General features: G+C 70.8%; 26 protein-coding genes. 8 read left to right on the top strand and 18 right to left on the bottom strand.

What is annotated here, in order from left to right:
- Position 1 precedes the first annotated feature (1 nt).
- A complete protein-coding gene (locus RWH43_RS06635; protein ID WP_316001020.1) occupies positions 2-1303 on the bottom strand; it encodes a C-glycoside deglycosidase beta subunit domain-containing protein in 1302 nt (433 codons plus the stop codon).
- 186 nt (positions 1304-1489) lie between these two features.
- On the opposite strand from RWH43_RS06635, the gene RWH43_RS06630 reads away from it, so the two are divergent.
- The 3 genes from RWH43_RS06630 to RWH43_RS06620 are packed head-to-tail and all read left to right on the top strand — an operon-like array spanning position 1490 to position 4822.
- Positions 1490-2653, top strand: a complete 1164-nt coding sequence (locus tag RWH43_RS06630; RefSeq protein WP_316001019.1) for an FAD-dependent monooxygenase — start codon at positions 1490-1492, stop codon at positions 2651-2653.
- A gap of 16 nt (positions 2654-2669) precedes the next feature.
- Positions 2670-4133: a GH39 family glycosyl hydrolase gene (locus RWH43_RS06625; protein ID WP_316001018.1), complete on the top strand. Its 1464-nt coding sequence runs from the start codon at positions 2670-2672 to the stop codon at positions 4131-4133.
- A gap of 29 nt (positions 4134-4162) precedes the next feature.
- Positions 4163-4822 (top strand): TetR/AcrR family transcriptional regulator, encoded by a 660-nt coding sequence (locus RWH43_RS06620; protein WP_316001017.1) that lies wholly within the window; start codon positions 4163-4165, stop codon positions 4820-4822.
- 33 nt (positions 4823-4855) lie between these two features.
- Here RWH43_RS06620 and RWH43_RS06615 read toward each other — a convergent pair whose 3' ends face one another.
- The 8 genes from RWH43_RS06615 to pcaH form a co-directional block, all read right to left on the bottom strand.
- Positions 4856-6022 (bottom strand): thiolase family protein, encoded by a 1167-nt coding sequence (locus RWH43_RS06615; RefSeq protein ID WP_316001016.1) that lies wholly within the window; start codon positions 6020-6022, stop codon positions 4856-4858.
- Positions 6023-6024: 2 nt separating this feature from the next.
- A complete protein-coding gene (locus RWH43_RS06610) occupies positions 6025-6672 on the bottom strand; it encodes a 3-oxoacid CoA-transferase subunit B (protein WP_316001015.1) in 648 nt (215 codons plus the stop codon).
- Positions 6669-7412 carry a 3-oxoacid CoA-transferase subunit A gene (locus RWH43_RS06605; RefSeq protein ID WP_316001014.1) on the bottom strand — a complete coding sequence of 248 codons (744 nt, stop codon included), beginning with the start codon at positions 7410-7412 and terminating at the stop codon, positions 6669-6671. Before RWH43_RS06605 ends, RWH43_RS06610 begins: the two co-directional genes overlap by 4 nt.
- Positions 7409-7825 (bottom strand): 4-carboxymuconolactone decarboxylase, encoded by a 417-nt coding sequence (gene pcaC / locus RWH43_RS06600; protein ID WP_316001013.1) that lies wholly within the window; start codon positions 7823-7825, stop codon positions 7409-7411. The genes RWH43_RS06605 and pcaC overlap by 4 nt, the downstream gene beginning before the upstream one ends.
- On the bottom strand, positions 7825-8613 hold the full coding sequence (locus RWH43_RS06595) for an alpha/beta fold hydrolase (protein ID WP_316001012.1): 789 nt from the start codon (positions 8611-8613) through the stop codon (positions 7825-7827). The genes pcaC and RWH43_RS06595 overlap by 1 nt, the downstream gene beginning before the upstream one ends.
- Complete coding sequence (locus RWH43_RS06590; RefSeq protein ID WP_316001011.1) at positions 8610-9980, bottom strand: lyase family protein; 1371 nt, start codon at positions 9978-9980, stop codon at positions 8610-8612. The genes RWH43_RS06595 and RWH43_RS06590 overlap by 4 nt, the downstream gene beginning before the upstream one ends.
- Complete coding sequence (pcaG, locus tag RWH43_RS06585) at positions 9970-10527, bottom strand: protocatechuate 3,4-dioxygenase subunit alpha (protein WP_230703849.1); 558 nt, start codon at positions 10525-10527, stop codon at positions 9970-9972. Before pcaG ends, RWH43_RS06590 begins: the two co-directional genes overlap by 11 nt.
- Positions 10528-10615: 88 nt before the next feature.
- Positions 10616-11425: a protocatechuate 3,4-dioxygenase subunit beta gene (pcaH, locus tag RWH43_RS06580; protein WP_316001010.1), complete on the bottom strand. Its 810-nt coding sequence runs from the start codon at positions 11423-11425 to the stop codon at positions 10616-10618.
- 90 nt (positions 11426-11515) lie between these two features.
- Here pcaH and RWH43_RS06575 point away from each other — a divergent pair, with 90 nt between their 5' ends.
- A complete protein-coding gene (locus RWH43_RS06575; protein ID WP_316001009.1) occupies positions 11516-12268 on the top strand; it encodes an IclR family transcriptional regulator in 753 nt (250 codons plus the stop codon).
- 143 nt (positions 12269-12411) lie between these two features.
- A complete protein-coding gene (locus RWH43_RS06570; RefSeq protein WP_144831331.1) occupies positions 12412-13593 on the top strand; it encodes a 4-hydroxybenzoate 3-monooxygenase in 1182 nt (393 codons plus the stop codon).
- Between the two features lie 163 nt (positions 13594-13756).
- On the opposite strand, the gene RWH43_RS06565 is transcribed toward RWH43_RS06570, so the two are convergent.
- The 5 genes from RWH43_RS06565 to RWH43_RS06545 all read right to left on the bottom strand — a co-directional run bounded on the left by RWH43_RS06565 (position 13757) and on the right by RWH43_RS06545 (position 18994).
- A complete protein-coding gene (locus RWH43_RS06565; protein WP_316001008.1) occupies positions 13757-15265 on the bottom strand; it encodes an amino acid permease in 1509 nt (502 codons plus the stop codon).
- A 60-nt stretch (positions 15266-15325) separates the two neighbouring features.
- Positions 15326-16324 (bottom strand): magnesium/cobalt transporter CorA, encoded by a 999-nt coding sequence (corA, locus tag RWH43_RS06560; protein WP_144831326.1) that lies wholly within the window; start codon positions 16322-16324, stop codon positions 15326-15328.
- Between the two features lie 81 nt (positions 16325-16405).
- Positions 16406-16735 (bottom strand): DUF3140 domain-containing protein, encoded by a 330-nt coding sequence (locus RWH43_RS06555; RefSeq protein WP_144831323.1) that lies wholly within the window; start codon positions 16733-16735, stop codon positions 16406-16408.
- A 71-nt stretch (positions 16736-16806) separates the two neighbouring features.
- Positions 16807-17715 carry an EamA family transporter gene (locus RWH43_RS06550; protein WP_154097096.1) on the bottom strand — a complete coding sequence of 303 codons (909 nt, stop codon included), beginning with the start codon at positions 17713-17715 and terminating at the stop codon, positions 16807-16809.
- Between the two features lie 7 nt (positions 17716-17722).
- Entirely contained in the window at positions 17723-18994 is a 1272-nt protein-coding gene (locus RWH43_RS06545) for a serine hydrolase domain-containing protein (protein WP_144831317.1), read from the bottom strand.
- A gap of 186 nt (positions 18995-19180) precedes the next feature.
- On the opposite strand from RWH43_RS06545, the gene RWH43_RS06540 reads away from it, so the two are divergent.
- The gene (locus RWH43_RS06540) at positions 19181-19834 is read left to right on the top strand and encodes a biliverdin-producing heme oxygenase (RefSeq protein ID WP_144831314.1); all 654 of its coding nucleotides are present in this window, start codon (positions 19181-19183) and stop codon (positions 19832-19834) included.
- Between the two features lie 3 nt (positions 19835-19837).
- Here RWH43_RS06540 and RWH43_RS06535 read toward each other — a convergent pair whose 3' ends face one another.
- Positions 19838-21211 carry an ATP-dependent DNA helicase gene (locus RWH43_RS06535; RefSeq protein WP_144831311.1) on the bottom strand — a complete coding sequence of 458 codons (1374 nt, stop codon included), beginning with the start codon at positions 21209-21211 and terminating at the stop codon, positions 19838-19840.
- Between the two features lie 9 nt (positions 21212-21220).
- Entirely contained in the window at positions 21221-21700 is a 480-nt protein-coding gene (locus RWH43_RS06530) for a MerR family transcriptional regulator (protein ID WP_144831309.1), read from the bottom strand.
- A gap of 50 nt (positions 21701-21750) precedes the next feature.
- On the opposite strand from RWH43_RS06530, the gene RWH43_RS06525 reads away from it, so the two are divergent.
- Together RWH43_RS06525 and RWH43_RS06520 are read left to right on the top strand one after the other, a co-directional pair.
- On the top strand, positions 21751-22581 hold the full coding sequence (locus RWH43_RS06525) for an NAD(P)/FAD-dependent oxidoreductase (protein ID WP_144831306.1): 831 nt from the start codon (positions 21751-21753) through the stop codon (positions 22579-22581).
- 42 nt (positions 22582-22623) lie between these two features.
- The gene (locus RWH43_RS06520; RefSeq protein WP_144831303.1) at positions 22624-23709 is read left to right on the top strand and encodes a hypothetical protein; all 1086 of its coding nucleotides are present in this window, start codon (positions 22624-22626) and stop codon (positions 23707-23709) included.
- Positions 23710-23715: 6 nt separating this feature from the next.
- On the opposite strand, the gene RWH43_RS06515 is transcribed toward RWH43_RS06520, so the two are convergent.
- Positions 23716-25701, bottom strand: coding sequence for a bifunctional copper resistance protein CopD/cytochrome c oxidase assembly protein (locus RWH43_RS06515; RefSeq protein WP_316001007.1), 1986 nt, complete (start codon positions 25699-25701; stop codon positions 23716-23718).
- 77 nt (positions 25702-25778) lie between these two features.
- Entirely contained in the window at positions 25779-26066 is a 288-nt protein-coding gene (locus RWH43_RS06510) for an HU family DNA-binding protein (protein ID WP_013584778.1), read from the bottom strand.
- Between the last annotated feature and the right edge of the window lie 209 nt (positions 26067-26275).

The following is a 26275-nucleotide window of genomic DNA, read 5'->3' as shown; positions in this document are numbered from 1 at the left end:
TTCAGATGCGGTCGGCGATCTGGCGCATCAGCGAGTGCTGACGCCTGACCTGTTCGATGGAGCGCCACGGTTCGCGCTCGCCCTCGTATTCGCTGGAGAGGTAGCCGGTGTAGCCCGCGTCCTTCAGGGCCTTCAGCACCGGCTCCCAGGGGATCTGCTGGTCGTCGAGGTTCTCGTCGATGTCGTGGAACTTCGCCTGGATGAACACGACGTTCTCGATCACGTCGAACACGTCGGCGGGGTCCACGTGGATGCCGTCGAGGAAGGCCGGGCGCTGTCCGGGCAGCTCGCCGGGCTTCAGCGGGATCGGGCGGTCCTGGAAGATCCCGGTGTCGAGCAGCAGGCCGAAGTGCTTCGTGCCGGTGCGGCGGATGAGGGCGATGTAGTCGTCGACGACCTCGTGCTTGATGGGGGTCGGCGAGTGGATCTCGGGGCAGATGACGACGTCGAGCTGTTCGGCGAGCGGCAGCGACGCCTCGACGACCTCGGTCCAGATCGGGTGCGGGATCAGGTCGCTCGAAACGACGCCGATCTTGGGCCGGACGAACCGGAAGCCGAGACGCTTGGCGAGACGCAGGTCGCGCTGCAGCGCGGCGGCGCCCTCGTCGACCGTCATGTCACGGCCGTTCGGTCCGCTCGAGTGCAGACGCGTGTCGATCCACGAGCCGTAGTTGGTGGGCTCGAGGCCGTACTGCGCGAGCAGGGCGAACCAGGCGTCGACCCACTCCTGCGACGGGTTCGGGTAATTCGGCACGTGGGCCTCGCCGAGGATCTCGAGGCCGGTGGCGCCGAGGTCGGCGATCGAGGCCATGGCGGTCTCGAGGTCCATGACGGTGCCGAAGTCGGTCATGTAGCTGTACAGCGAGACGCCGTAGCGGAAGGGGGCTCCGGATGCCTCGGGGGCGAGCGTCACGCTCTTGGTGACGCGGTAGGTGCTCGGTTGGTGCTCCTGCGGGATGTACGACATGCGCAGGCGCAGCTCGATGGAGAGCTCATGCACGCCATCGGGCAGACCGCCGGCCAGGGGAACCGTGATGAGCGCGGCGTCTTCGAGAGGCCACCGCACGCCGTCGCCGTCCCAGAGCTCGGCGAGGGAGTACTGCCGGCCCTGCAGGGTCCACAGCGGAACGTCGGGCGCGACGTCGACGAGGCCCGGGATGCGCACCCCGATGCCGTCGATCAGCGAGGCGGACATTCCGCGATACGACGGCATCCGCACCCGGAACTGGAATCCGGTGATCTCGCCGCCCTCGCGGACGTTGCGGAATCCGACGGACTGGATGAGGTCTCTCTCGAGAAGCATCGTCGCTCCTTCTCTTTGGGGTCGGTACGACGGTATCCGCCTTTTGCAGGTATCAGACATAAGGGGTTCTGATGCCCCGCATTAGCGAGGCGCAGGCCCGATCGCTTGTCGGGGGTCCGGCGGGGCGCTTACCGTCGAAATCCGAATCACCGTTCTGATTCCCGACCGCTCGAAGAGGAGCACCCCATGACACGCCCGCTGAGGATCCTCATCGTCGGCGCCGGCATCGGCGGATTGAGCGCCGCCTCGGCTCTCGCCCGCATCGGCGCGAAGGTCGACGTGATCGACGACAAGCCCGAGATCAGCGTCGCCGGCGTCGGATTCGGACTCCGCATCAACGGTCTGCGCGCCGTGCGCGAGATCGGCCTGCTCGAGAAGGTGCTCGAGATCGGGCACACCGCGCCGGGGATCGACAACTACGACGCCGAGGGCAACCTTCTCAGCACGATGAGCTACGGCACGCAGGACGAGGGGCTTCCGGGGTGCGTGACGATGTCGCGGATCGCCTTCCTCGAACTCGCCGCGCGCCACGCCCTCGACAACGGCTGCACCTTCCGCATGAGCACGACCGTCGCGGACATTCAGCAGCACGACGACACGGCGACGGTCACCTTCAGCGGGGGCGACAGCGCCGATTACGACCTCGTGCTCGGCTTCGACGGCCTGCACTCGCAGATCCGCCGCGACTACTTCGGCGAGAAGTACGCACCGCGGCCGGTGGGTGGAGTGGCGTGGCGCGTGGGCCTGCCCAACCGACGCCGGATCATGCAGCCGATCATCTGCCAGGGGTACGGCGGCAAGATCATGCTCACCCCGCTGTCGGAAGACACGATGTACATGGTGCTCACCGTCGCCGAAGAGGGGCGCCCCCGCTACGACGCGAGCAGGATGGCGGAGATCATGCACGATCGCGCCACAGCCCTGACCCGCGGCTCGGCGTTCCTGGCCGACGCGCTCGACGACGTCCGCCACGCCGAGAACGTCGCGTACACGCCTTACTCGACGGTGTGGGTGCCGTATCCCTGGTTTCGCGGCCGCGTGATGATCATGGGCGACGCCGCGCACACCATGACCCCGTACCTCGGGTCGGGGGCCGCGATGAGCATCGAGGACGGAGTCGTCCTCGCGCAGGAACTCGCTCGGAACGACGCGGTGCTCGACGCCCAGCTCGACTTCATGAAGCGGCGCCTGCCGCGCGTGCGCGCGGTGCACGACCGCTCGATCGAATCGATGCTCGAGGAATTCGATTCCGTCACCGACGAGACCTACCGCGCGCGCATCGACCACCTGCGACACGACGAGCCGATCGCCAACGAATACGCGAACCGCCTTCTGCGGATGCCCTACTGACCTCTGAGGAGTCGACATGTCGCACCCCGACGCCCCCGCCGCGCCCCCGGCATCCCGCACGCGGACCCTGGTGGTGGATGCCGCTGACGAGAGCAGCTTCCGATCGCTGAACGGAGTCGGCGGCGTGCCCGGCCCCGCCGTCGGCCACCCCGACTTCCCCGACATGACGCCACTCTGGCGTGAGGCGGGGGTGACCGTGGTGCGCTCGTTCGACTGGGTCTCGCGACTCGACACCCGGAACGACCCCACGAGCCTCTTCCCCGACTGGAGCGCCGACGTCGACGATCCCGCGAGCTACAACTTCGCCGCGACCGACCGGTGGGTCGAGTCCGTGCACACGATCGGTGCCGAGGTGATGTTCACCGTGGCGAGCTCGATCCCCCGCAACAAGCTTCCGGCGGAAGACGTCGAGCTCTACGGCCGCGTCGTCGAGCACATCGTGCGCCACTACTCGCAGGGGTGGGCGGACGGCCCCGCCAGGCCCGTCCGCATCTACGAGTTCGGCGATCAGCCCGACTTCGGGCCGCTGCACTTCGCCGGCCGACCCGATGAGTTCTACGCCATGTACCGCGCGTTCTGCGAGGCCGTGCAGCGCGTGGACCCGACGCTGACGGTCGGGGGGCCCGCCGTCGCCTTCCCCCTCGAGGCCGACGCGCCCTATCGGGAGGGGTTCCTCGCCTACGTGCGCGAGAACGGACTCCCCCTCGACTTCTTCTCGTTCCTCTGGTTCACCGACGGCAGCCGCGATCCGCTCGACTACCGTCACGTGTCGCGCGAGCTGCGCGCGCTCCTCGACGACCACGGCTTCGCCGAGACCGAGCTGACGCTCTGCTACTGGAATTACCTCGCCGTGCCCAGCAGCTCCGCACCCGCGGCGGAGAAGGGCGCGTTCCAGGCCGCGACCGCGATCGCCCTGCAGGACACGGTGATCGACCACGCGTTCTTCTTCCGCGCCGACAGCGGCCGCGACCCGCATTACGGCTTCGTCGACCCGGGCGGCGTGGGAGACGTCGACGGGCGCCCCGACGAGCGCTCCCGTGCTCTCGCGCTGGCGGGGCGTGCGATGCGGGGTCGCCGCCTCGGCGTCGAGGGCGCGGACGAATCGGGCTTCGCCGGCATCGCCGGCCGAGAGGGCGAACACGTGCGCGTGCTCGTGGCGAACTACGTCGCGCCCGACAGCGCCCTCGCGCCTCGCGAGGAAGACCGTTTCACCTTCCGCATCCCCATCGGCGAACAGCGAATCGAGCTCGGCCTCACGCTGCCTCCGCAGCGCGCGGAGCTGGCCTCGTCGGGAGTGGACGCAGTCCGCCTCGAGCTGACCCGTCTGCCGTGGACCGGGCGTACGGCGAGCGTCACGGCCACCTCGCTGACGGGCTCCGTCGACGGGCCGACCGAGGTCGCCGTGTCGGCCGCGGGTACCCTTCAGCTGGAGTTCGCCCTCCCGCCGCAATCAGCTCTGCTCATCGAGGTGACGGCCTGACGTCGGGGCGACGGAGACGAGGGAGTGCCGTGACGACGCGACCGAGCCGCAACAGCCTGTCGGAGCCCAAACAGCAACGCAGCCGCGACTCCTACGCGAAGGTGCGCGCCGCAGCACTCGAGCTGCTGCAGGAACGCGGGACGGGACAGTTCTCGCTCGCCGAGGTGAGCGCGCGCGCCGAGGTCTCGATCGGGTCGATCTACGGCCGTGTCGCGGGCAAGGCCGAGCTGCTGCGCCTCGTGCAGAGCCAGGAGTTCGATCACCTCGACGTCGAGACCGCCCGACGGGTCGGTGCCGCGGGGGTCGGTGCGTCGAGCTTCGCCCGCGCCACCGCGCAGATCGTCACCGCCTACGCCGAGCTCCTGCGGGGCCACCGTGAGCTGTTGTCGCCGTTCTTCCTGCTCGGCGTCGAAGACGAGGTCATCCGCGAGCGCGGGCTGCGCTCCGGAAACGCGGGGCAGGACGTGTTCATCCGCGCCCTGCTCGCCGCCGCCGCCGAGCACGGTGTCGCACTGTCGGGCCAGAGCGCGCACTGGGCCTTCGAAGTGTTCTACAGCCTCAGCGTGCGCTATCTCGGCCTGGGCGTGACCGCGACCGCGATTCCGCAGAGCGCCTACGACTGGCAGGAGATGCTCGACCGCCTCGCGCAGACGGTGTCGCTCATCGTCGCGCCTGCCGGCCCCGCGTGAGCCGCCCCGCCTGAGCCGGGCGGCGCCCCGCCGTCAGCGCTCGAGCACCACCGCGAGCCCCTGCCCCACACCGATGCAGATCGCCGCGACCGCGACGCCCCCGCCGCGGCGCTTCAGCTCGTGGGCCGCGCGCGCGATGATGCGGCCGCCCGAGGCGCCGAGGGGGTGACCGATCGCGATCGCTCCCCCGTTCTCGTTGAGACGGGCGGGGTTGAGCTCGGTCCACAGCTTCGCGCACGCCAGGGTCTGCGACGCGAACGCCTCGTTGAGCTCGACGAACGACACGTCGGCCCACGTCTTGCCGGCGCGGGCGAGAGCGCGGTTCGCCGCCTCGACGGGAGCGACGCCGAACACGTCGGGGTCGTTGCCGAACGCGGCCCGGCCGGCGATGCGGGCCAAGGGTTCGGCATCCAGTGCCCCCTCCGCGCCCAGCAGCACCGCCGACGCGCCGTCGTTGATGGGCGAGGAGTTGCCCGCGGTGACCGACCCGCCCTGCCGGAAGGCCGAGCGCAGGCCCGCCAGCACCTCGGCGGTGGAGTCGTCGCGGATGCCTTCGTCGCGCGCGAGCGCGTGGCCCTCGACCTGCACGATCTCGTCGTCGAAGCGGCCCGCGGACCACGCGGCCGCGGCGAGGCGGTGGCTGCGGGCGGCGAATTCGTCCTGCTCCTCGCGGGAGATGTCGTAGATCTCGGCGAGCTTCTCGGCGCTCTCGCCGTTGGAGATCGTCCAGTCCTTCCGCAGGCGCGGGTTCGTCATGCGCCAGCCGATCGAGGTGTTCCACATCGTCTGGTTGGCGGCGGGGAAGGGCCGCGGGCTCTTCTCGACCACGAACGGGGCCCGCGTCATCGACTCGACGCCGCCCGCGAGGATCACCTCGGCATCGCCCGCCTCGATCGCGCGCGAGCCCTGGATCACGGCATCCAGCGACGATCCGCACAGGCGGTTGATGGTCGTGCCGGGCACCGACGAGGGGAAGCCCGCGAGCAGCGCCCCGAAGCGCGCGACGTTGCGGTTGTCTTCTCCGGCCTGGTTCGCGTCACCGAAGATCACGTCTTCGATGAGCCCGGGATCGATCCCGGTGCGTTCGACGACGGATGCCATGACCGTGGCGGCCAGGTCATCGGGGCGCACGTCGGCGAAGGCCTTGGCGTGGCGGGCGAAGGGGGTGCGGACGGCGTCGTACACGAACGAAGCGGGCATGGTCAGCTCTCCGGGTCGAGAAGGGTCAGACCGAGGAGGCGCTCGATCTCGGCGTGGGTGTTGTCGCCGAACAGTTCGCGCACGCGGAAGCCGTCGGGCGTGACGTCGAAGACGCCGTGGTCGGTGTAGACCCGCGAGACGCAGCCCACCCCGGTCAGCGGGTAGGTGCAGGCGGCGACGAGCTTGGGCTCGCCGCCCTTGGTGAGCAGGTCGGTCATGACGTAGACGTCTTTCGCGCCGATCGCGAGGTCCATCGCCCCGCCGACGGCCGGGATCGCGCCGGGCTCGCCGGTCGACCAGTTGGCGAGGTCGCCGCCGGCCGACACCTGGAACGCGCCGAGCACGCACACGTCGAGGTGCCCGCCGCGCATCATGGCGAACGAGTCGGCGTGGTGGAAGTAGGCGGCCCCCGCGAGCGCGGTGACGGGCTGCTTGCCCGCGTTGATGAGGTCGGGGTCGACCCGGCCGCGCTCGGGAGCGGGGCCCATGCCGAGCATGCCGTTCTCGGTGTGCAGAACGATCTCGAGCCCCGCGGGCAGGTAGTCGGCGACGAGGGTCGGCGCTCCGATGCCGAGGTTGACGACCGCGCCCTCGGGGATGTCGGATGCCACGCGGGCGGCGAGATCGCGCCGCGAGATGCGGGTGGTCATGCTTCCTCCTCAGGGGCCAGGGCCCGGCCCTCGATGTCGACGCCGCCGACGAAGGCGCCGTCGCGCAGCCACGCCCGCTCGCCGACCGCGACGACGCGATCGACGTACAGGCCGGGGGTCACGACGGCCTCGGGGTCGAGGGAGCCGAGTGGCACGATCTCGTCGACCTGCACGACGGTGGTCGTGGCGGCGGCGGCCATGATGGGCCCGAAGTTGCGGGCGGTCTCGCGGTAGACGAGGTTGCCCCAGCGGTCGGCGGCGCGGGCGCTCACGAGCGCGACGTCGGCGTGGATGGGGTATTCGAGCACGTAGTCGCGGCCGTCGATACGCCGCGTCTCCTTGCCCGCGGCGAGCTGCGTCCCGAAGCCGGTGGGGGTGAAGAACCCGCCGATGCCGGCGCCCGCGGCGCGGATGCGCTCGGCGAGGTTGCCCTGCGGCACGAGCTCGAGTTCGACCTTGCCGTCGCGGTACAGGCCGTCGAACACCCACGAGTCGCTCTGGCGCGGGAACGAGCAGATCATCTTGCGCACCTGACCGGCGGCGAGCAGGGCCGCGAGTCCGGTGTCGCCGTTGCCGGCGTTGTTGTTGACGACGGTGAGGTCGCCGGCCCCGTGCGCGATCAGCGCGTCGATCAACTCGACGGGCTGCCCGGCGCGGCCGAAGCCGCCGATCATCACGGTGGCCCCGTCGGCGATGCCGGCGACGGCGGCCGCGACGTCGGGAACGGTCTTGTCGATCACGGCGCGGCCCCCTCGTTCGTCTCCGACGGAGCCGGTTCGGGCGTCGCGAAGACCTCCGACGCGATGCGGAAGGCCGAGTTGGCCGCCGGCACGCCGGAGTAGATCGCCGACTGCAGGATGACCTCGCGGATCTCCTCGACGCTCAGGCCGTTGCGCAGCGCCGCGCGCAGGTGCATCGCGAGCTCCTCATGGTGGCCGTGTGCGATGAGCGAGCTGAGCACCGCGATCGAGCGCGAGCGGCGGTCGAGGCCGGGCCGTGACCACACGTCTCCCCATGCGACGCGCGTGATGAAGTCCTGCCAGTCGGCGGTGAGGTCGGTGGTCGCGGCGATCGAGCGATCGACGTGCGCGTCGCTCAGCACGGCGCGGCGCACGGTCATGCCCTGGTCGTGGCGTTCCTGATCGGTGGGCATCAGGCGTCCTTTCGGGAAGGCGAGGTCGTCGAGACGGAGGCGAAGAACGACCGCAGCAGAGCCGCGACGGCCTCGGGCTGTTCGGCCGGGGGAAGGTGGCCGGCGTCGTCGATGCGCGCGACGCTCCCGCGCTGCACGCCCTCGGCGATCTCGACGGCCTTGGATTCGGGGGCGACCTGGTCGAACGCTCCCCACGCGGCGAGCACGGGAACCGCGATCTCGCCCAGCGTGGAGCGCACGTCGTATGCGGCGAGCGCCTCGCAGCACCGGGCGTAGCTGTCGTCGTCGGCGTCCTGCAGCGCGTGCAGCAGGCGGCCGCTCAGCTCGGGGCGGCGGGCCATCGACTCGGGCGCGAACCAGCGCTGGGCCGAGCCGACGATGAGGCTCGAGGTGCTCTGCGAGCGCGCCTGGGCGGCTCGCTCGGTCCACGATGCGGCATCTCCGAGCACGGCTCCGGATGCCACGATGGCGGCGCCCCGCAGCCGGGTGCCGCGACGCCGGGCGAGCTCGAGGCCCGTCGCCCCGCCGAGGGAGACCCCGGCGTAGAGGAACGTGTCATCGGGGATCGTGGCGGCCACGGCATCCGCGAGATCCGCGACCGTGAACGCCTCGCGCGCGATCGGTCCGGCCCCGTGGCCGGGGAGGTCCCACGCGGCGACGCGGTAGTCGTCGGCGAGCAGGGGCACGACGTCGTCCCACAGGATGGTCGAGGTGCCGAGCGACGGCCCGAGCACGACGAGGGGTGCGTCGACCGGTCCGACGGGCTCGGTCAGGGCGATGAGGCTCATGCGTCGGCTCCTTCGTCGTGCGCGGTGCCTCCGCCGGCGTGGCCGGTGCCGCGGGCGAGGCGGGGGGCGAGGCCGACGTACGCGGCCGGGTCGAGCAGCGCGTCGACGTCGAGACCGGCCGCCTCGGGCAGTGCCCGCAGACGCGGGGCGAGGTCGTCGTCGCCGTCGAGCAGGGCCGCGAAACGCTCGGCGCCGATGAGCGGCACCAGCACGCTGCGCAGGCGCTCGCTGACGATGCGCCCGCCGGTCAGACCAGCGTTGGCCGTCGCGGCCCTGGCGTCGACGCGCAGGTGAGCGAGCAACGACGACCCGTGCGCCGCGGCGCCGACCGCCAGGCGCAGGAGCTCGCGCAGCGTCGGCCATTCGGCGTGCCAGGCGCCGTCGGGGCGCTCATCGACCGCGAGGGCCGAGGCCAGGTGCAGGGTCGCGCCCAGCTGGGGGGCGCGCAGGGCGGCCGAGCGGATGAGCACCGCCTCGGCGGGGTTCTGCTTCTGGGGCATGGCCGACGATCCGCCGCCCACGCCCTCCGACACCTCGCCGATCTCGGTGCGGCTGAGGGTCGCGACGTCGGCGGCCGTCTTGCCGAGCGCATCGATGGCCTGCACGAGGGCGTCGCCGATCTCGGTCACGGGCCAGCGCGTCACGTGCCAAGGTGCGTCGGGGGCGTCGAGCTCGAGCGCCCGGGCGAAGGCCGCGGGCAGGGCGTCGGCGGCATCCGTCGATCCGGTGATCTCGACGAACGACGCGAGCGTTCCGCCCGCCCCCGCGAGCTGCGCGGGGAAGACGAGGGCGTCCAGCCGCACGACGGCCCGCTCGAGTCCGCGCGCCCAGGTCGCGGCGCGCGCCCCGACCGTGGTGGGCACCGCGTGCTGCGTGAGGGTGCGCGCTGCGGCGACCTCGTCGGCGTGCGCGGTGGCGAGCTGTCGGGCCCAAACGGCGGCGTTGGCGACCGAGCGGCGCGTCTGCTCGACCGCACGGCGGGCGACCACCATGAGCGCGGTGTCGAGCACGTCTTGGCTCGTCGCCCCGCGGTGGATCCACCCGCGGTGCTCGGCCGGCACCTGGGCCTTGAGAGCACCCACGAGGGGGATCACGGGGTTTCCCCCGGCGACCGCGTCGCGCACGAGCGCGTCGACGTCCAGGGCCCGCACTGGCGAGGCGTACTTCTCGTCGATCCCGAAGACGTGATCGATCTCCGCGCGCGCCTCACGCGGGGCGGCCCCCACCGCGACGTAGGCCGCGACCAGCGCGCACTCGACACGGATCATCGTGGTCAGCACGAACTCGTCGGACAGCAGGGCGTCGTGACCGACGCTCACGGGCGAGAGCAGCCCGAGGTCGATGCGCGGGAGAGGCTCAGAAGGCAAGGAACACCGTCTCGTTCTCGCCCTGCAACCGGATGTCGTGCGACAGGTACCCGTCGGGCGTCCGGGTCGCGACGAGGCTAGCGCGCTCCTGCGACGTCAGCGCGGACAGCAACGGATCGGCGGCGAGAGCGTCGTCGTCGGCGGGCGAGTAGATGCGCGTGTGCAGCTTGTCGGGGAGCCCGCGCGCGAACACGATGGCCGCGAAGAACCCCGCACGACCCCGGATGCCGCCCGGCTCGCGCGTCCAGAACGAGTAGCGCCCCTCGTCGTCGGTGAACGCTCGACCGAACCCGGTGAAGGTGTGGTCGTCGCGGCGGAACGCGCCGCGCGCGCGGGGCACGGAGCCGTCGGCATCCGCCCCGAAGATCTCCACGAGGGCGTCGGGGATCGGCGCTCCCGCCCCGTCGTACACCGTGCCCGAGAGCACGATCGCGCCGGGCGAGTGCGGGAAGACGACCTCGTGCTGCTTCGGGAACTCCAGGCCGTAGGCGAAGAACGGCCCGACCGTCTGGCCGGGGGTGGCGCGGTGCGTCTTGGCGGGGATCACTCGTCGCCCTCCTGCTCGTCCTTCGACAGGCTCAGGAACCCCATCGACAGGCTCAGGGACCACGTCGTGCGTCGGTGTCGTCGTCATGTCACTCGTCCTCTGCCTCGAAGTAGGTCGCGTCCGGTCCGTCGACCACGATGTCGAAGCGGTACCCCGTCGCCCACTCGGGCGAGGTGAGGTCGTGGTCGTAGACGCCCACGAGGGCGTCGCGGTCCTTCTGGCGGTGGATGGAGTTGTAGATCGGGTCGAGCGCGAACAGCGGGTCGCCCGGGAAGTACATCTGCGTCACCAGCCGCTGCGTGAACGACGACCCGAACACCGAGAAGTGGATGTGCGCCGGACGCCACGCGTTGCGGTGGTTCTTCCAGGGGTAGGGGCCGGGCTTGATGGTCGTGAAGCGGTACTCACCGTTGTCGTTCGTGACCGCGCGGCCGGCGCCCGTGAAGTTCGGGTCGAGGGGCGCGGGGTGCTGGTCCCGCTGGTGGATGTAACGACCGGCCGAGTTCGCCTGCCAGATCTCGATGAGCTGGTTCGCCACCGGGCGCCCCCACGAATCGAGCAGCCGCCCCTGCACCGTCATGCGCTCGCCCAGCGGCTGCCCCGCGTGCTGCAGGGTGAGGTCCGACTCGATGGCCGCGACGTCGCGCTGGCCGAACGCGGGCGAGAACAGCTCGATGGTCTCGGGGTCGACGAGCTTCGGATTCTTGGTCGGATGCCGCAGCACGCTCGACCGGTAGGCCGGAAAGTCGTGCGCGGTCGCGGCGACGCGCTCGCCCGTGGCGTCGAGAGCGTCGAGCTGGGCATGGCGGGCCTGGATCTCGCGGACGATCTCGTCTTGCGTCGCCTGGTCGGGAGCGGCCAGCAGCGATTCGGGGGCCGCGGCGGGGGCGTTCGTCATGGGGTCTCCTTCGACCCCTCCATGCTCCGTCACCGCCCCGCATCGTGGCCAGGCGTTCCCGCTGAATGGGAGTCGTGCCAGGGTGGAGGCGTGGCGAACTCCCCCTCCGGCGATTCGGTGACCGATCGACTCGTGCGCATCCTCGAGACCTTCACCCCCACGCGCACCGCGCAGACCACGGCCGACATCGGTCGTCGGGCGGGCCTGCCGAGCTCGTCGGCGCACCGGATCGTGAACGAGCTGGTGGATGCCGGTCTGCTCGAGCGCGACGACGAACGTCGCGTGCGCGTGGGCATGCGACTGTGGGAGCTGGCGACCCGCTCGTCGCACGCGCTGCGCCTGCGCCAGGCGGCCCTGCCCTATATGGAACGCGTGCAGCAGCGCGTGCGCGAGCACACTCAGCTCGCGATCCTCGAGCAGGATGAGGCGCTGTTCCTCGAACGACTGAGCGCTCCCGACTCCGGCGCGAACATCACCCGCGTCGCCGGGCGCCTTCCCCTGCACGCGTCGTCGTCGGGACTCGTCCTGCTCGCCTTCGCCCCGCACGACCTGCAGGAGCGCGTGCTCGCCGGCCCTCTCGCGCGGGTCACGGCCGACACGATCGTCGACCCCGCGGCGCTTCGCCGCACCCTCGCCGAGATCCGCACCCTCGGCCGGGTCGTCGCCCCCGGTTACGTCGACGAGGTCTCGACGGGCGTCGCGGTGCCCGTGCGCGATGAGACCGGGTCGGTCATCGCCGCCCTCTCGGCCGTGCTCCCGCGCGACGCCGAGACCCAGTTCGCCCTCGTCGAGCTGCACCGCGCGGCCCGCGACACCGAGCGCGCTCTGGGCTACCGCCGCTGACCCACCGCCTCCGCGCGCGCGCTCCACCTCCCCGTTGAGCGCCCAGGGAGGTGGACTCGCGACGTCCCGATGAATGGGAGTGATGGAGCGAGCCGACCCCTGCAGCGCGCACGATCGACACAGCCACCGTCGAAGGAGACGCCATGACAACCACCGTCCGCACCCGGGTCGCCATCATCGGCGCCGGCCCCGCGGGGCTCCTGCTCTCGCACCTTCTCGACGAGGCCGGCATCGCCTCGGTCGTGATCGACCAGCGCTCCCGCGACGAGATCGAGAGCACCATCCGCGCCGGCATCCTCGAGCAGGGCACCGTCGAACTGCTCGACACCCTCGGTGCGCACTCGCGCGCCCGCACCGTGGGCCACCGTCACGACGGCATCGAGCTGCGCTTCGAGGGAGAGGGCCACCGCATCGACTTCGCGGCATCCGTCGGCCGTGCCGTGTGGCTGTACCCGCAGCACGAGGTGCTGAAAGACCTGGTCGCCGCGCGCCTCGCGGCCGGTCAAGACCTCCGTTTCGGCGTCACCGCCGAGGGCATCGCGGATGCCGAGACCTCGAGCCCGCGCGTGATCGCCCGCGACGCCGACGGGCAGCCGTTCGAGATCGAGGCGGAGTTCGTCGTGGGCTCCGACGGGTCGCGGAGCATCGCCCGGGCCACCGTGTCGGGATCGAGCCAGGGCGGGTTCTTCCGCGAGTACCCGTTCGCGTGGTTCGGCATCCTGTGCGAAGCGCCGCCGAGCGCCGCCGAGCTCATCTACAGCAACTCGCCCGACGGCTTCGCGCTGGTCAGCCAGCGCTCCGACACCGTGCAGCGCATGTACTTCCAGTGCGCCCCCGACACCGACACGGCGGCCTTCAGCGAGGAGCAGCTGTGGGACGAACTGCAGAAGCGCGTGCCCGGAACGACGCTGAAGCAGGGGCCGATCTTCCAGCGCGACGTGCTGCGCTTCCGTAGCTTCGTCGCGCACGAGCTGCGCCGCGGCCGCGTCGCCCTCGTCGGAGACGCCGCGCACACCGTACCGCCCACCGGCGCGAAGGGTATGAATCTCGCCATCGCCGACGTGCGCCTGCTCGCCGACGCCCTGCGACGCCTGCTGCTCGAGGGCGATGAGCGGGGCCTCGACACCTACCCCGAGAAGGCCCTGCGGCGCATCTGGAAGGCCCAGCACTTCTCGTGGTGGATGACGAGCCTGCTGCACGTGGCTCCGGATGCCACCGACTTCGACCGCCGACGCCAGGTCGGCGAACTGCGCACCGTCGTGGAGTCGGAGCACGGCCGCGCCTTCCTCGCCGAGGCCTACTGCGGCTGGCCCTTCACCGACTGACCCGCGCACCGCCCCGGGCGCCCCACCACCCCCTGTTGAGGGTCCAAGAAACGCCGCAGAGCTCGAGCCCCGGCGGCGCGTTCTGGACACTCAACACACGCCTCACCCACGTGAGTGCGGCGCCCGAGCCGAAGCCCGAGCGCCGCACCGAGAACCCGCGGGCTCAGTCCTTCGTGTCGCGCGCCGTCGGGAAGGGGCTCGGCACCACCGGCACCGTGCCCGTGAAGCCTTCGCGCTCGGCGGCGAGCGCCGCGATGCGCTTGCGGCAGGCGAACCAGCCGATCGTGATGGCGATGCTCGCGAGCACCGTGACCAGCAGGGTCGGCGGGGAGTCGACGAACACCAGCACGAGCACGACCGCGAGGAACAGCAGGGTCGCGTATCCCGTGTACGGCGCCCAGAACAGCCGGAAGGCCGGGCGCACCAGCTCGCCGCGGTCGGTGAGGCGCTTGAACTTCATCTGGCAGAGCATGATGGTCGCCCAGGTGACCAGGATGCCGACGGCGGCGACGTTCAGCACCGTCTCGAACGCGTCGCTCGGTGCCACGAAGTTGATCACCACGCCGAACAGGGCGACGAACGCCGTGATCGCGATGCCCCCGTAGGGCACGCCCGCCTTGTTCATGCGCGCGGCGAACTTGGGGGCCGAGCCCGCGACCGCCATCGAGCGCAGGATGCGGCCGGTGGAGTACAGCCCCGCGTTCAGCGACGACAGCGCGGCCGTCAGCACGACGAGGTTCATGATCACGTCGACGCCCGGCACCCCGATCGAGCCGAAGAACGTCACGAACGGGCTCTCGTCCTTCGTGTACGCGGTGTACGGCAGCAGCAGGGCCAGCAGCAGCACCGAGCCGACGTAGAAGATCGCGACGCGGAAGATCACCGAGTTGATCGCGCGGGGCATGACCTTCTCGGGGTTCTCGGTCTCGCCGGCGGCGGTGCCGACCAGCTCGATCGAGGCGTACGCGAACACCACGCCCTGCATGAGGATGATCGCGGGCAGGATGCCGTTGGGGAAGAACCCGCCGTTGTCGGCGATCAGCGAGAACCCGGTGGGGGCGCCCGTGGGGGTGCCGAATACGACGAAGTAGATGCCCACGAGCAGGAACGCCACGAGGGCGGCGACCTTGATGAGCGCGAACCAGAACTCCAGCTCGCCGAACACCTTGACCGACACGAGGTTGACGGCCAGCACGGTGACGAGGGCGGCGAGGGCCCACACCCACTGCGGAACGGCCCCGATCCAGGGCACGTACTTGCCGAAGAAGTTCATGTAGAGCGCCGCGGCGGTGATGTCGACCATCGTCGTGGTCGCCCAGTTGATCCAGTAGAACCAGCCCGACACGAACGCTGCCTTCTCGCCGAAGAACTCGCGCGCGTACGAGACGAACGAGCCCGACGTCGGGCGGTGCAGCACCAGCTCGCCGAGCGCGCGGAGGATGAAGAACGCGAACAGTCCGCAGACCGCGTACGAGAGGACGATCGCGGGGCCGGCCTGCGCGAGGCGGCCGCCGGCGCCGAGGAACAGGCCCGTTCCGATGGCACCGCCGATGGCGATCATCTGCACCTGTCGCGACGTCAGGCGCTTGTGGTAGCCGCTGTCCTCGAGCTGCACGGTCGAGGTGGTCGTCGGCTCGACGGGGTCGCCGGGGCGCGAGGGGGTGTCGTTCATGCCACCCATCGAACCACTCGATTCGCGCAACGGGCTATCCGACAAGCGCGGGTCGGGCGATCAGAGCCAGTGCTTGCGCTTGAACGTGAGCCAGAGCCCGAACGAGGTCGCCGCCATCAGGGCGAGCGCCATCGGGTAGCCGAAGGTCCAGTCGAGCTCGGGCATGTTCTTGAAGTTCATGCCGTAGATCCCGCCCACCAGCGACGGACCGAACAGGATCGCCGCCCACCCCGAGATCTTCTTGACCTGTTCGTTCTGCTCGAGGGCGGTGTCGGTCTGGCGCTGCGTGACGAGCGTGGCGTTGACGGTGAGCGCGTTGTCGAGGATCGCGCGCAACGCCGTGAGCTTCTCGCACTGACGCAGCACGTGGTCGAGCACGTCGCGCAGCGAGCGCTGCAGCTCGATGTCGACGCCGTACTTGTCGGAGCCGCGCAGGAGCGCCTCGAGCATGTCGCGCAGCGGCTCGGTGGCCCGCTGGAAGTGGATGACCTCGCGGGCGAGCTGGTAGATGCGCTGCGTGAGGTCGGCGCCGCCCGAGCTGAACAGGCCGTCTTCGATCTCGTCGACGTCATTCTGCAGACCGCGCGCCACGGGGTCGTACTGGTCGACGACCTCGTCGAGGATCGCGTACAGCACCGCTTCGGGACCGCGTTTGAGCAGGTCGGGGTTGTGCTCGAGCCGCTTGCGCACCTGCGAGAGGTCGGGGACCTCGGCGTGACGCACCGTCACGACGTAGTCGGAGCCGATGAATACGTGCAGCTCGCCGAAGTCGATCGTCTCGGTCTCGTCGAGGTAGCGCGCGGGCCGCAGCACCGCGAAGAGGTTGCCGCCGTAGCGCTCGAGCTTGGCGCGCTGGTGCCCGGCGAGCGCGTCCTCGACGGCGAGCGGGTGCAGCGAGAATTCGGCCGCGACGCGCTCGAGCTCTTCGGGCGAGGGACGCAGCAGCCCGATCCAGGCCATGCCCCCGTGCGCCTCCATGTATTCGAAGGTCTGGTCGAGGCTCGCCGGGTTCTCGATGCGGTGACCGTCGACGTAGACGGCGCTGTCGATGATGGGCATGAGTCCGTTGTACCCCGGATGCCTATGCGCACGGCCCCCGTGGCGCCGGTCCTCACGATCTCCCTACGGCCTGCGCCGCGCTCACTTCTTCGGGTCGCTGCCCCAGTTCATGAGCGAGTACCGCCAGTCGGTGTCGGTGATGTCGCCGTCGGGCTTCTGCGCGCTGTGCCGTTTGACGTAGCCGACGACCTTGCGCATGTGCGCGTAGTCGTCGTCGGTGAGGTCGGCCTTCTTCTTCTCGAGGATGCGCACGATGTGCCGCCCGCTCTCGTGCCCGGTCGACTCCCCGCCGTTCTTCTTCTGCCCGACGGATTTCGATTCGTCGGTGTCGAGCCATCTCTTCAGCTCGCTCGCGGTCATGTTGACCGCCTCGTCGAAGTCCTTCTTCGTCTGGTCGTCGTCGTCGCTCATGGCGTCATCCTCGCCAGCCGGCCTCGACGCGAACGCCCCCTTGCGCGGGTCGCCCGGGGCGTGGCATCCGCTCAGCCGACGGGCTCGCTCAGCGGCTCATCGGCATCGGGTCCCGGATGCCGTGCCCCGGCGCTGCGGCGCGCGGCGGCGAGCACCGCGCCGATGCTGGCGACGATGACGAGGGCGATCCCGACGATCTCGAGCCACGACAGGTGCTGGCCGAGCAGCAGGAAGCCGGCGACCGAGGCCGTGGCGGGGCCGAGGCTCATGAGGATCGCGAAGGCGGATGCCGCGAGCCGGCGCAGCGCGATGAGCTCGAGGGCGTAGGGGATGGTCGACGACAGCAGCGCGACGGCCGCGCCGAGGGCGAGGATGTCGACGCGCAGCAGGGATGCGCCGGCCTGGACGATGCCGAACGGGAGCGCGATCAGCGCACCGACCGTCATCGCGATGGCCAGGCCGTCGAGGCGGGGGAACTGCCGGCCCACGCGGGCCGAGGCGAGGATGTACAGCGCCCAGCTGACGGCGGCCCCGAGGGCGAACACCACTCCGAGCGCGTCGAGCCGGTCCCACCCTCCGGCGCCGAGGGCGACCACGCCCGCCAGCGCGAGCCCCGCCCACAGCCAGCGCGCGGCGCCGGTGGCCGTGAGGATCGACAGGGTCAGCGGACCGAGCACTTCGATCGTGACGGTGACTCCGAGCGGCAGGCGTTCGAGCGCGAGGTAGAAGAGACCGTTCATGGCGGCGAGCACGACGCCGAAGCCGACGACCGAGCGCCAGGCGAATCCCGTGTGCCCGCGCCACCGCGGCCGGGCGATGAGCAGCAGCAGGAGCGCCGAGAACACCAGGCGCAGCATGACGATGCCGAGCGGCCCCGTGTCGGGGAACAGCATGACGGCGAAGGAGGCGCCGACCTCTTGGCAGGCGAGGCCCGCGAACACCAGCGCCGCGGCCGACCCCTGGCCGCCGCGTGCGGTCATGTCGAGGTCATCCGGCGGGAGGGGCGCAGATGGCGTTGCCGGCGATGTTGTCGCGCATCTGCTGCGCGGTCCACGGCAGGCCCGCCTCGGGGGCGGTCTGCCCCTGGGCCGCCGGGGCCTTCGAGGCGATCGCCGCGAGCTCCCACGCGAGCCAGGCACCGAAGTTCTTGCCACCGCCGGAGTTGTTCAGCACGACCGCGACCGACATTCCGGTCTTCGGGTCGGCGAAGGCTCCGACGATGTAGCCCGGGGTCGCGCCGTACTGTCCGATCAGCGAGCCGGCCTGGTAGGCGCCGCCGGCGGCGGTGAACCAGGTGGGGCTGTCGGGGGTGACGGCGTAGGGGGTGGCGAAGCGGTCGTCACCGGCCGGCAGGAGCGACCCTGCGGCGAGCGCCTGGGCGTAGCGCCCGAGATCGGTGATGTCGGTCACCGCGCCCGAGTTGGCTCCGCCGAAGCTCGACGACAGCACCGTGTAATCGGCCGGGTCGGTGCAGGTGAATGCGCCCTCGGCGTTGCGCTGCGACCAGTAGCCCTCGAGCGCGTTCGTCCCCGGTGCGGCAGGTGCGGGCGCGGGCAGACCGGTGGCGCTCAGCCCCAGCGGTCCGGTGACGCGCTCGGCGATGGCCTCCGTCAGCGACTGACCCGTCGCGCGCTCGACGGCGAGGCCGGCGAGGACGTAGTTGGTGTCGACGTCGGCGAACGTGGCGCCGGGCTCGTTCAGGCGCGGCCCGGCGATGCCGTAGGCCATCAGCTCGCGGGGGTTCCACACGCGATCGGGGTTGTTCGCGAGCAGGCCCTGCAGCACCGGCGTGTAGGCGTTCAGGCCCGACGTGCTGTCGCACAGCTGACGCAGGGTGATGTCTTCGTAGCCCGGAACGCCGCTCACCCACGTGGTGACCGGGTCGCTCATGTTCAGCGTGCCGTCGGCGGCGAGGCGGTAGAGCACGTCGCAGGTCATCGCGCGTGTGACGTCGGTGGCGCGGAACTCCATGTCGGAGGTCACCGCGGCACCGCCCGGCCCCTGCGTGCCCAGACCGGCGACCCAGGTGCCGCTCCACGGCGCCCACACGCCGACGATCGCGCCGGTGGAGCCGGTCGCGGTCATCGCGGCGTTCACCGCGTCTTGCAGTTCGGAGACCGTCGCGTCGGGCAGCGCGGCCTCGACCTGGGCGGGAACGTCGATCGACACGGATCCCTGCGCGGTGCAGCCGCTGAGCAGGGCGGCGAGCGCGCTCGCGCCCACGATCGCGATGGCCGCAGGACGACGCCATCCCCGCATGTGTACCCCCAGGACTTCCGCGCACGACGAAGCGCGTACTCCCTCGATTCAAACACACGGCACCTGGGCGAATCGGGCCCTTGCGCTCCTGGGCCGTCACGTCTGCATCACGAACGGGCCGTGGCCGGGGCGACTCCCGGCGAAATCAGGGTTAGGCGAACCTAACCCTGTGCGTATGATGGCCGCATGAACGCCGTCGCCCCGTTCTCCGCCGCCCTGCGCGAGCGCTCCAGCGGCGCGCACTCCACCCGCGAGTGCGACGGATTCGTGACCGAGCTGCTCACCGGGTCGGGAACGCGCGACGACTACATCGCGCTGATCGCGCAGCACTGGTTCATCTACGCCGCGCTCGAAGAGGCCGCGATTCACCTGCGGACCGACCCTGTGGCATCCGTGTTCCTCACCGGGACCCACTCGCGACTGCCCGCGCTCGAGGCCGACCTGGCCTTCCTCCTCGGCCCCGACTGGCGCGACCGCATCGCCCCCTTGCCGACCACGCAGGCCTACGTCTCGCGCATCCGTCGCGTCGCGGCGACCTGGCCGGGCGGCTTCGTCGCGCACCACTACACGCGCTTCGTCGGCGACCTCTCGGGCGGGCCGTCGATCGGGCGTCTCATGCAGCGGCGGTTCGGGTTCGAGACCAACGGCATCGGCTTCCTGCTCTTCGGCGACATCGCCGATCCCAAGGCCTTCAAGAGCGTCTACCGGGAGCAGCTCGACGCGGCACCCTGGGACGACGACGAGAAGGAGCGCGTGATCGCCGAGGTGCTGGTCGCGTACCGCTTCACGACCGAGCTGTTCGCCGACCTCACGCGCGCGAAGCGCTCGCGCGTCGCCTGAGGCTCACGCCTTCGCGGCGTCCTGCCGCGCCAGCCACGCCTGCTTCATGAAGCGGCGCACGTCTTCGTCGACGCGGATGTCGCTCGGGCGCAGCGGGCGCGTGAGGTAGAGCCCCTCGAGCGAGGTCAGCCGGCTGAGCGCGACGTAGGTCTGCCCGGGCGCGAAGGCCCCCGCACCGAGATCGACGACGGCGCGGTCGTAGGTCTTGCCCTGCGACTTGTGGATGGTCACGGCCCAGGCCAGGCGCAGCGGGAACTGGGTGAACTCGGCGACGATCTCACGCGAGAGGTTCTTCGTTCCGGGGTCGTAGGCGTACCGGTACCTCTCCCACACGGCCGGTTCGACGTCGTGCTCGATGCCGTCGACCTCGACCCGCACGCTGTCGCCCGCGATGCGCGTGACCGTGCCGATCGTGCCGTTCACCCAGCGCGGCGCCTCGCCGAACTGCGCCGCGTCGTTGCGCAGGAACATCACCTGCGCGCCGACCTTGAGCGTCAGCTCCATCTCGGCCGGGTAGTTGGCCTCGCCCCGGCCGAAGTCGCCCGAGATCTCGGCGTTGGCGGTCTGCGTGCGGCCGATGAGCTCGTCGAGGTGCTTGCGGTTGATGGTGTTGACCCGGTCGTTGCGGGTCGCGAGCGTGATGATCGGGTGCTCGCCGTCGGCCGGATGCGGAGGGGTGCGGGCTCCGGCGGTGTTCAGGATGCCGGCCATCTCGGCCGTCACCCGCCCGTACCGCACGGCGTTGAGCAGCTGCTTGAACCCCGGGTCGGACTGCCGGTGGATCTCGACGAGCTCGTTGACGTGCAGGTCTGCGCCGTGCCGGCCGATGTCGATGAGGCCGTCGCTGGCCGACTCCCCCGACCACACCTTGGCGTCGAAGAACCAGAACGAGCGGTAGTGGTCCTGGATGTAGCGCATCTCGTCGCCCCGCGGCGGGACCGGGGCGAGCTGGTACGGGTCGCCGAACATGACGATCTGCGTGCCGCCGAACGGCTCGGCACGGCGCCCTCGCGCCTGCCGCAGCGAGCGGTCGATAGCGTCCATGAGGTCGGCGTTGACCATCGAGATCTCGTCGATCACGAGGGTGTCGATGGCGTTGAGGAGCTTGCGGGTCGCGTCGTTCTGGTCGATGTCGCCGTTGGCGATGAGCCCGATCGGCAGGCGGAACAGCGAGTGGATCGTCTGGCCCTCGACGTTGAGGGCGGCGACGCCGGTGGGCGCGCACACGGCGATCTGCTTCTTGGTGTTCCACGCCAGGTGCTGCAGCAGCGTCGACTTGCCCGTGCCCGCGCGGCCCGTGACGAAGACGTGCTCGCGCGTGTCCTCGATCAGCCGGAACAGCGCCTGCTGCTCGGCGGAGAGGGGCGGCGTGGTCACCGGTTCATGCTAGTTCGCGCGCGTCGCCTCGGTCGGCGGGCTGGGGATGGGCCCGCCCATCGGCTCGGTCGTGGCCAACAACCACCGGGCCTCGCCCGACAGCACGTCGGCGACGTGGCTGCGGAAGCGCGGGCACGCGGTGATGTCGTGCGCGCGGCAGCGCAGCGCGTGTTCGGTCATCGCGCGGGCCTGTGCGATGTCGGCGGCGCGGCGGTCGAGCTCGGCCACGTGCTCCTCGAGCACGCGGTGCCGGTCGTGCGCCCCCTCGTCGAGCAGCACGCGGATCTGCTCGAGCGACATGCCCGCCGCCTTGTTGCGCAAGATCACCGCCACGCGCACGCTGTCGTCGTCGCCGTAGCGCCGCCGGCCGGCCGCGTCGCGGACGGGACGGAGCAGCCCTTCGTCCTCCCAGTGCCGCAGCACGTGCGTCTCGAGGCCGAACCTCGCCGCCGTCTCTCCGATGGACTCGACCGCCGCGCTTGACTTCATGTCGACATGAAGTCACACGATGGAGGCGAACGCAAGCGGAAGGACTCCTCATGTACGACGCGATCATCATCGGCGGCGGCCCCGCCGGGCTGCAGGCGGCTCTCACCCTCGGCCGCATGCACCGGCGCACCCTGCTGCTCGACGCGGGCACGTACCGCAACTCCACCGTGCGCCACGCGCACAACCTCCTCACCAACGACGGACGCGACCCTGCCGAGCTCCGGCGCATCGCCCGCGCCGAGATCGCCGCGTACGACACGGTCGAGATCCGGGATGCCGCGGCCGCCGCCGTCGCGCGCGACGAGGGCTCCCTCACGGTCACCGTCGGCGACGAGCGTCTCCGTACGCACGCGGTGATCCTCGCCACGGGGGTGACCGACGAGCTCCCGCCGATCCCCGGTCTCGCGGAGCACTGGGGAGATACCGTCGCCAACTGCCCCTTCTGCCACGGCCACGAGTTCGCCGGGCGCCCGGTCGCGGTGATCAACGCGACGGCCCACGCGGGCATGCTGGCGCGCATGCTCGAGCCCGTGGCATCCGCGGTGCACGTCATCGATCCCGCCGAGGTGCGCGAGGTCGAGGGCTCCGACGACGGTCTCGTGCTGCACCTGACCGACCGTGCCCTCGAGGTCGCCGGCGCCTTCGTGGCCCCCGTATGGCGCTCGCGCAGCGACCTGCTCGATGCCCTGGGGGTCGAGCGACAAGAGTCGGGGGCGGCCCGTACCGATCCGTTCGGACGCACCAGCGTCGAGGGCGTGTACGCCGTGGGCGACATCGCGCACCCCGATCACCTGCCCGGTCCCCTGTTCTCGCTCGCCGCGGCCATCGCGGGCGGGCAGCTCGCCGCGGTCGCGGTGGTGCAGTCCCTCGTCATGGACTGACGCGCGGGGCACCTTCGCAGGAGGGCTTTCTACACTGGGACCGTGGACAACGCAGGCGGGGGCCCCGCGACGCCCGAGGGCGTTCGGGGTGCGCGCGTGCGCCATCGGCTCGAGATCCCCGCGATGGTCCTCATCGGCGTGCTGCTGGTCGCCGCCCTCGGGGCGGGAGCAGCATCCCTGTACCGCGACTTCTACAGCCCCCGGGCGTTCGTGCTGCACTACCTCGAACTGCTGCAGGAGCACCGCACCCCCGAGGCGCTGGCCGTACCGGGCGTCGTGGTCGATTCCGCCGAGCTCGAGGCGGCGGGGCTTCCGGCCACGTCATCCGAGGCGCTGCTGCGCCCCGACGTGCTGACGACGTTGACGGATGCCGAGATCACCGGCGAAGAAGTCGACGGAGACGACACGCTCGTGACGGTGTCGTACTCCGCCGGCGGCTACACCGGTACGACCACCTTCACCGTCGCCCACGACACCGGATCGAGCCTCCTGCCGCGGTGGCGCTTCGCCCGCAGCCCCCTGTCGGTCATGAACCTGTCGGTGCAGGGGTCGATGCGCTTCTCGGTGAACGGCTTCGAGGTCGACAAGCGGCAGGTGTCGATCGACGGTGCCGACGCCGACCCCTCGGCATCCCTCCCCCTGCTCGTCTTCTCGCCGGGGCTGTACTCGGTCGCCGTCGACACCGCGATCTCGTCGACCCCGGGTGTCGCCGTGCTCGCCGACGCGCCGCTGGCCGGCATCCCGGTGTCGGTGCAGGCGCAGCCCACCGAACAGTTCATCGACGTGGTGCAGCAGCGGGTCGAGGACTTCCTCTCGGCCTGCACGCAGCAGCAGGTGCTGCAGCCCACCGGCTGCCCGTTCGGCTACACGGTGCGCAACCGCATCGACGACGCACCCACCTGGTCGATCGTGCAGCAGCCCGTCGTGACGGTCGTGCCCGACGGCGCGGGCTGGCGCATCCCCTCGGCCAAGGCAGTGGCGCACATCGACGTCGACGTGCGCTCGATCTTCGACGGCTCGGTGCGCACGGTCAGCGAAGACATCGCCTTCCGCGTCGACGGGCAGATCAGCGTGCTGCCCGACGGGTCGGCGTCGATCCTCGTCGGAGGCGGAACCGGGTCGGACTGACCCCGCTCAGCTGCCGCCGCGGGCGGCGACGCGGGCGTCGCGGGCGGCCAGCCGCGCGAGCTCTTCGTTGTACTGGTCGAGCTCGACGTCGCCCACGCGGTCGACGTGGCGGTCACGGCGCTTCTGGTGGCGCTCGTCGCTGCGGCTCCACTGGATCGCGACGGTGATCGCGAGGACGAGCGTGGGGATCTCGCCGACCGACCACGCGACTCCACCGCCGACGTATTGATCCTCCAGCGGTGTGGCGCCCCATGTGCGGCCCATCGCGCCGAACCACTCCGCGACCATGAGGCCGGAGTTCATCATGATCGCGATGCCGAAGAAGGCGTGCATCGCCATGATCGCGATGAGCACGAGCAGGCGCATCGGGTACGGCAGGCGGTACGGCACCGGGTCGATGCCGATCAGGCTCAGCACGAACAGGTATCCCGTGATGAGGAAGTGCGCGACCATCCAGATGTGGCCGACGTGGTCGTACAGCGACCAGCGGAAGAGGTCGGTGTAGTAGAAGCCCCACAGCGAGCCGATGAACAGGCCTGCGGCGACGTAGGGGTTGGTCAGCACCTTGGCGACCGGGTTGTGCACGGCCCAGAGGATCCACTCGCGACCGCCGCGGGATCCGTCGTCGCGCTTGCGGATCGCCCGCGCCGCGAGCGACACCGGGGCACCCGCCACGAGCATGAGCGGGATCGCCATCGACAGCAGCATGTGCCCGATCATGTGCATGCTGAACAGGTAGTCCTGGTACACGTTGATCGGACCCGAGGTCACCCAGAACACCGAGAGCATGCCCAGGCACCACAGCACCGTGCGGTGGATGGGCCAGCGGTCGCCGCGGCGCAGCAGACGCCAGACGCCGGCGAGGTAGAAGAACAGCGCGAACGCCACGACGAATGTCCACAGCAGATCGACGTTCCACGCCGTGAACCAGCGCTCGAGGGTCAGCTCGGGCGGCAGCGGGGCGCCGGTGAGCACCTCGGCGGGCGTCTGCCCGACCAGCGGCGCCTCGACCGGCGGGGGCGTGCGGGCGAGAGCGGCGGCCACACCGCTGGCGACGCCCATGAACACCAACTCGAGCGAGACGACGCCCCAGAAGCGGCGCGAGCCGTTCTCATCCGCCATGCGCGAGATCAGGCGGCGGCGGTACCAGGCGCCCAGCACGCCCATCGCGACGAGGGCGAAGACCTTCACCAGCACGAGCACGCCGTACGCCGACCAGAGATTCTGCAGCCCCAGCAGCCCGATCGAGGCGCGCACGGTGCCCGACACGGCGACCACGACGAAGGCGACCAGCGCGAGCGAGGAGTAGCGCAGCATCGTCGTCTGCAGCTGCGTGCGCGACATCGCGGGGCGAACGATCACGAGCAGCACCAGGCCACCGAGCCAGACGGCCGCGGCCATCAGGTGCAGCACGAGCGAGATGACGGCGGCGTCGTGGCTGGCCTCGTCGCCCGCGTGGCCCTGCGTGCCCATCGGCACCAGCGCGGCGAGAGAGAGGATCGCGACCAGCAGGGTCGGAACCCACGACCGCACGGCGAAGGTCAGCACGGTCAGCACCGCGCCGGCGATCGTGGTGAGCAGCCACGCCTGCCCGAGCGGACTCTCGACCAGGAAGCGACCGAGCTGCTGCCCGAAGACGGCGTCGAGGGTGGGCTTGGCGTTGAGGACGTTGAGGAACGTCATGTAGCCCGTTGCGGCCGCGGCGACGGTGAAGACGGCGGCTCCGATGGATGCCGTGTCGAGGGCGATCTCGAACGGTCGCTCCCCCGCAGGCAGGGCGAAGAGCGCCAGCACGAGCGAGCCGACGAGGGTCGCGGCCGACAGATTGACCACGACGGTGGCGATGGGGAGCCCCCAGCGCACCACCGGACCCGGGTCGGCGAGTTGGGGTGCGGCGGCTCCACCGCCGTAGGCGAGTCCCGCGACGACGGCGATGAGCGAGACCGCGATCAGGATGACGGGTCCCGCGACACGGAGAAGCCGGGGATTCACCTGTCCAGCCTACGTCGCCCGGGGACGACGAAGGGGGGATGCCGTGTGGCATCCCCCCTCGACGACTCGCGGTCGAATTACTTGACGGCGGCCTTGAGCTTGGAGCCAGCGGTCACCTTGACGCGCTTGCCGGCGGGGATGGAGATCTCCTCACCCGTCTGCGGGTTGCGGCCGGTGCGCGCCGAGGTCGCGACCTGCTCGAAGGCGATCCAACCGGGGATCGAGACCTTGCTGCCCTTGGCGACCGCCTCGGAGACGGTGGAGAAGAGGGAGTCGAGCACGCCCGACACGGCGGACTGGCTCTGCCCGGTCGCGCTGGCGATGCTCGCGACGAGCTCGGTCTTGGTGATGGACTTGTCGGCCATGTGGTTTGTCCTCCAGACGACCACGCGGGTCGCCTCTCGTTACGCGGACGGGGAGGAAAACCTCCCCGTTGGTCGGGAGACCGCCTCGACAGTATCAACCGAACCGCGGAATTACGCGGAACTTGACGGATTTCACGCCATTCTCAACGGCGTGTCGCGGTGAGGGAGGGGCTGACGGGGCGCGAGAGGCCCGTGCGCGACGGCCTTTC

Source organism: Microbacterium algihabitans (genome assembly GCF_032464975.1).
In the GTDB taxonomy this organism is placed as follows: domain Bacteria; phylum Actinomycetota; class Actinomycetes; order Actinomycetales; family Microbacteriaceae; genus Microbacterium; species Microbacterium algihabitans.
This window is presented reverse-complemented; position numbering and strand designations above follow the sequence as displayed.

Bases quoted from the DNA above. Each gene is read 5' to 3' on its own strand.
- pcaH (WP_316001010.1), bottom strand. From the start codon at position 11,425: ATGACGAACGCCCCCGCCGCGGCCCCCGAATCGCTGCTGGCCGCTCCC.
- RWH43_RS06635 (WP_316001020.1), bottom strand. From the start codon at position 1,303: ATGCTTCTCGAGAGAGACCTCATCCAGTCCGTCGGATTCCGCAACGTC.
- RWH43_RS06610 (WP_316001015.1), bottom strand. From the start codon at position 6,672: ATGACCACCCGCATCTCGCGGCGCGATCTCGCCGCCCGCGTGGCATCC.
- RWH43_RS06510 (WP_013584778.1), bottom strand. From the start codon at position 26,066: ATGGCCGACAAGTCCATCACCAAGACCGAGCTCGTCGCGAGCATCGCC.
- RWH43_RS06540 (WP_144831314.1), top strand. From the start codon at position 19,181: ATGAACGCCGTCGCCCCGTTCTCCGCCGCCCTGCGCGAGCGCTCCAGC.
- RWH43_RS06615 (WP_316001016.1), bottom strand. From the start codon at position 6,022: ATGCCCGCTTCGTTCGTGTACGACGCCGTCCGCACCCCCTTCGCCCGC.
- RWH43_RS06565 (WP_316001008.1), bottom strand. From the start codon at position 15,265: ATGAACGACACCCCCTCGCGCCCCGGCGACCCCGTCGAGCCGACGACC.
- RWH43_RS06555 (WP_144831323.1), bottom strand. From the start codon at position 16,735: ATGAGCGACGACGACGACCAGACGAAGAAGGACTTCGACGAGGCGGTC.
- RWH43_RS06630 (WP_316001019.1), top strand. From the start codon at position 1,490: ATGACACGCCCGCTGAGGATCCTCATCGTCGGCGCCGGCATCGGCGGA.
- RWH43_RS06530 (WP_144831309.1), bottom strand. From the start codon at position 21,700: ATGAAGTCAAGCGCGGCGGTCGAGTCCATCGGAGAGACGGCGGCGAGG.
- RWH43_RS06595 (WP_316001012.1), bottom strand. From the start codon at position 8,613: ATGAGCCTCATCGCCCTGACCGAGCCCGTCGGACCGGTCGACGCACCC.
- RWH43_RS06625 (WP_316001018.1), top strand. From the start codon at position 2,670: ATGTCGCACCCCGACGCCCCCGCCGCGCCCCCGGCATCCCGCACGCGG.
- RWH43_RS06550 (WP_154097096.1), bottom strand. From the start codon at position 17,715: ATGACCGCACGCGGCGGCCAGGGGTCGGCCGCGGCGCTGGTGTTCGCG.
- RWH43_RS06545 (WP_144831317.1), bottom strand. From the start codon at position 18,994: ATGCGGGGATGGCGTCGTCCTGCGGCCATCGCGATCGTGGGCGCGAGC.
- corA (WP_144831326.1), bottom strand. From the start codon at position 16,324: ATGCCCATCATCGACAGCGCCGTCTACGTCGACGGTCACCGCATCGAG.
- RWH43_RS06525 (WP_144831306.1), top strand. From the start codon at position 21,751: ATGTACGACGCGATCATCATCGGCGGCGGCCCCGCCGGGCTGCAGGCG.
- pcaC (WP_316001013.1), bottom strand. From the start codon at position 7,825: ATGCCCACCGATCAGGAACGCCACGACCAGGGCATGACCGTGCGCCGC.
- RWH43_RS06570 (WP_144831331.1), top strand. From the start codon at position 12,412: ATGACAACCACCGTCCGCACCCGGGTCGCCATCATCGGCGCCGGCCCC.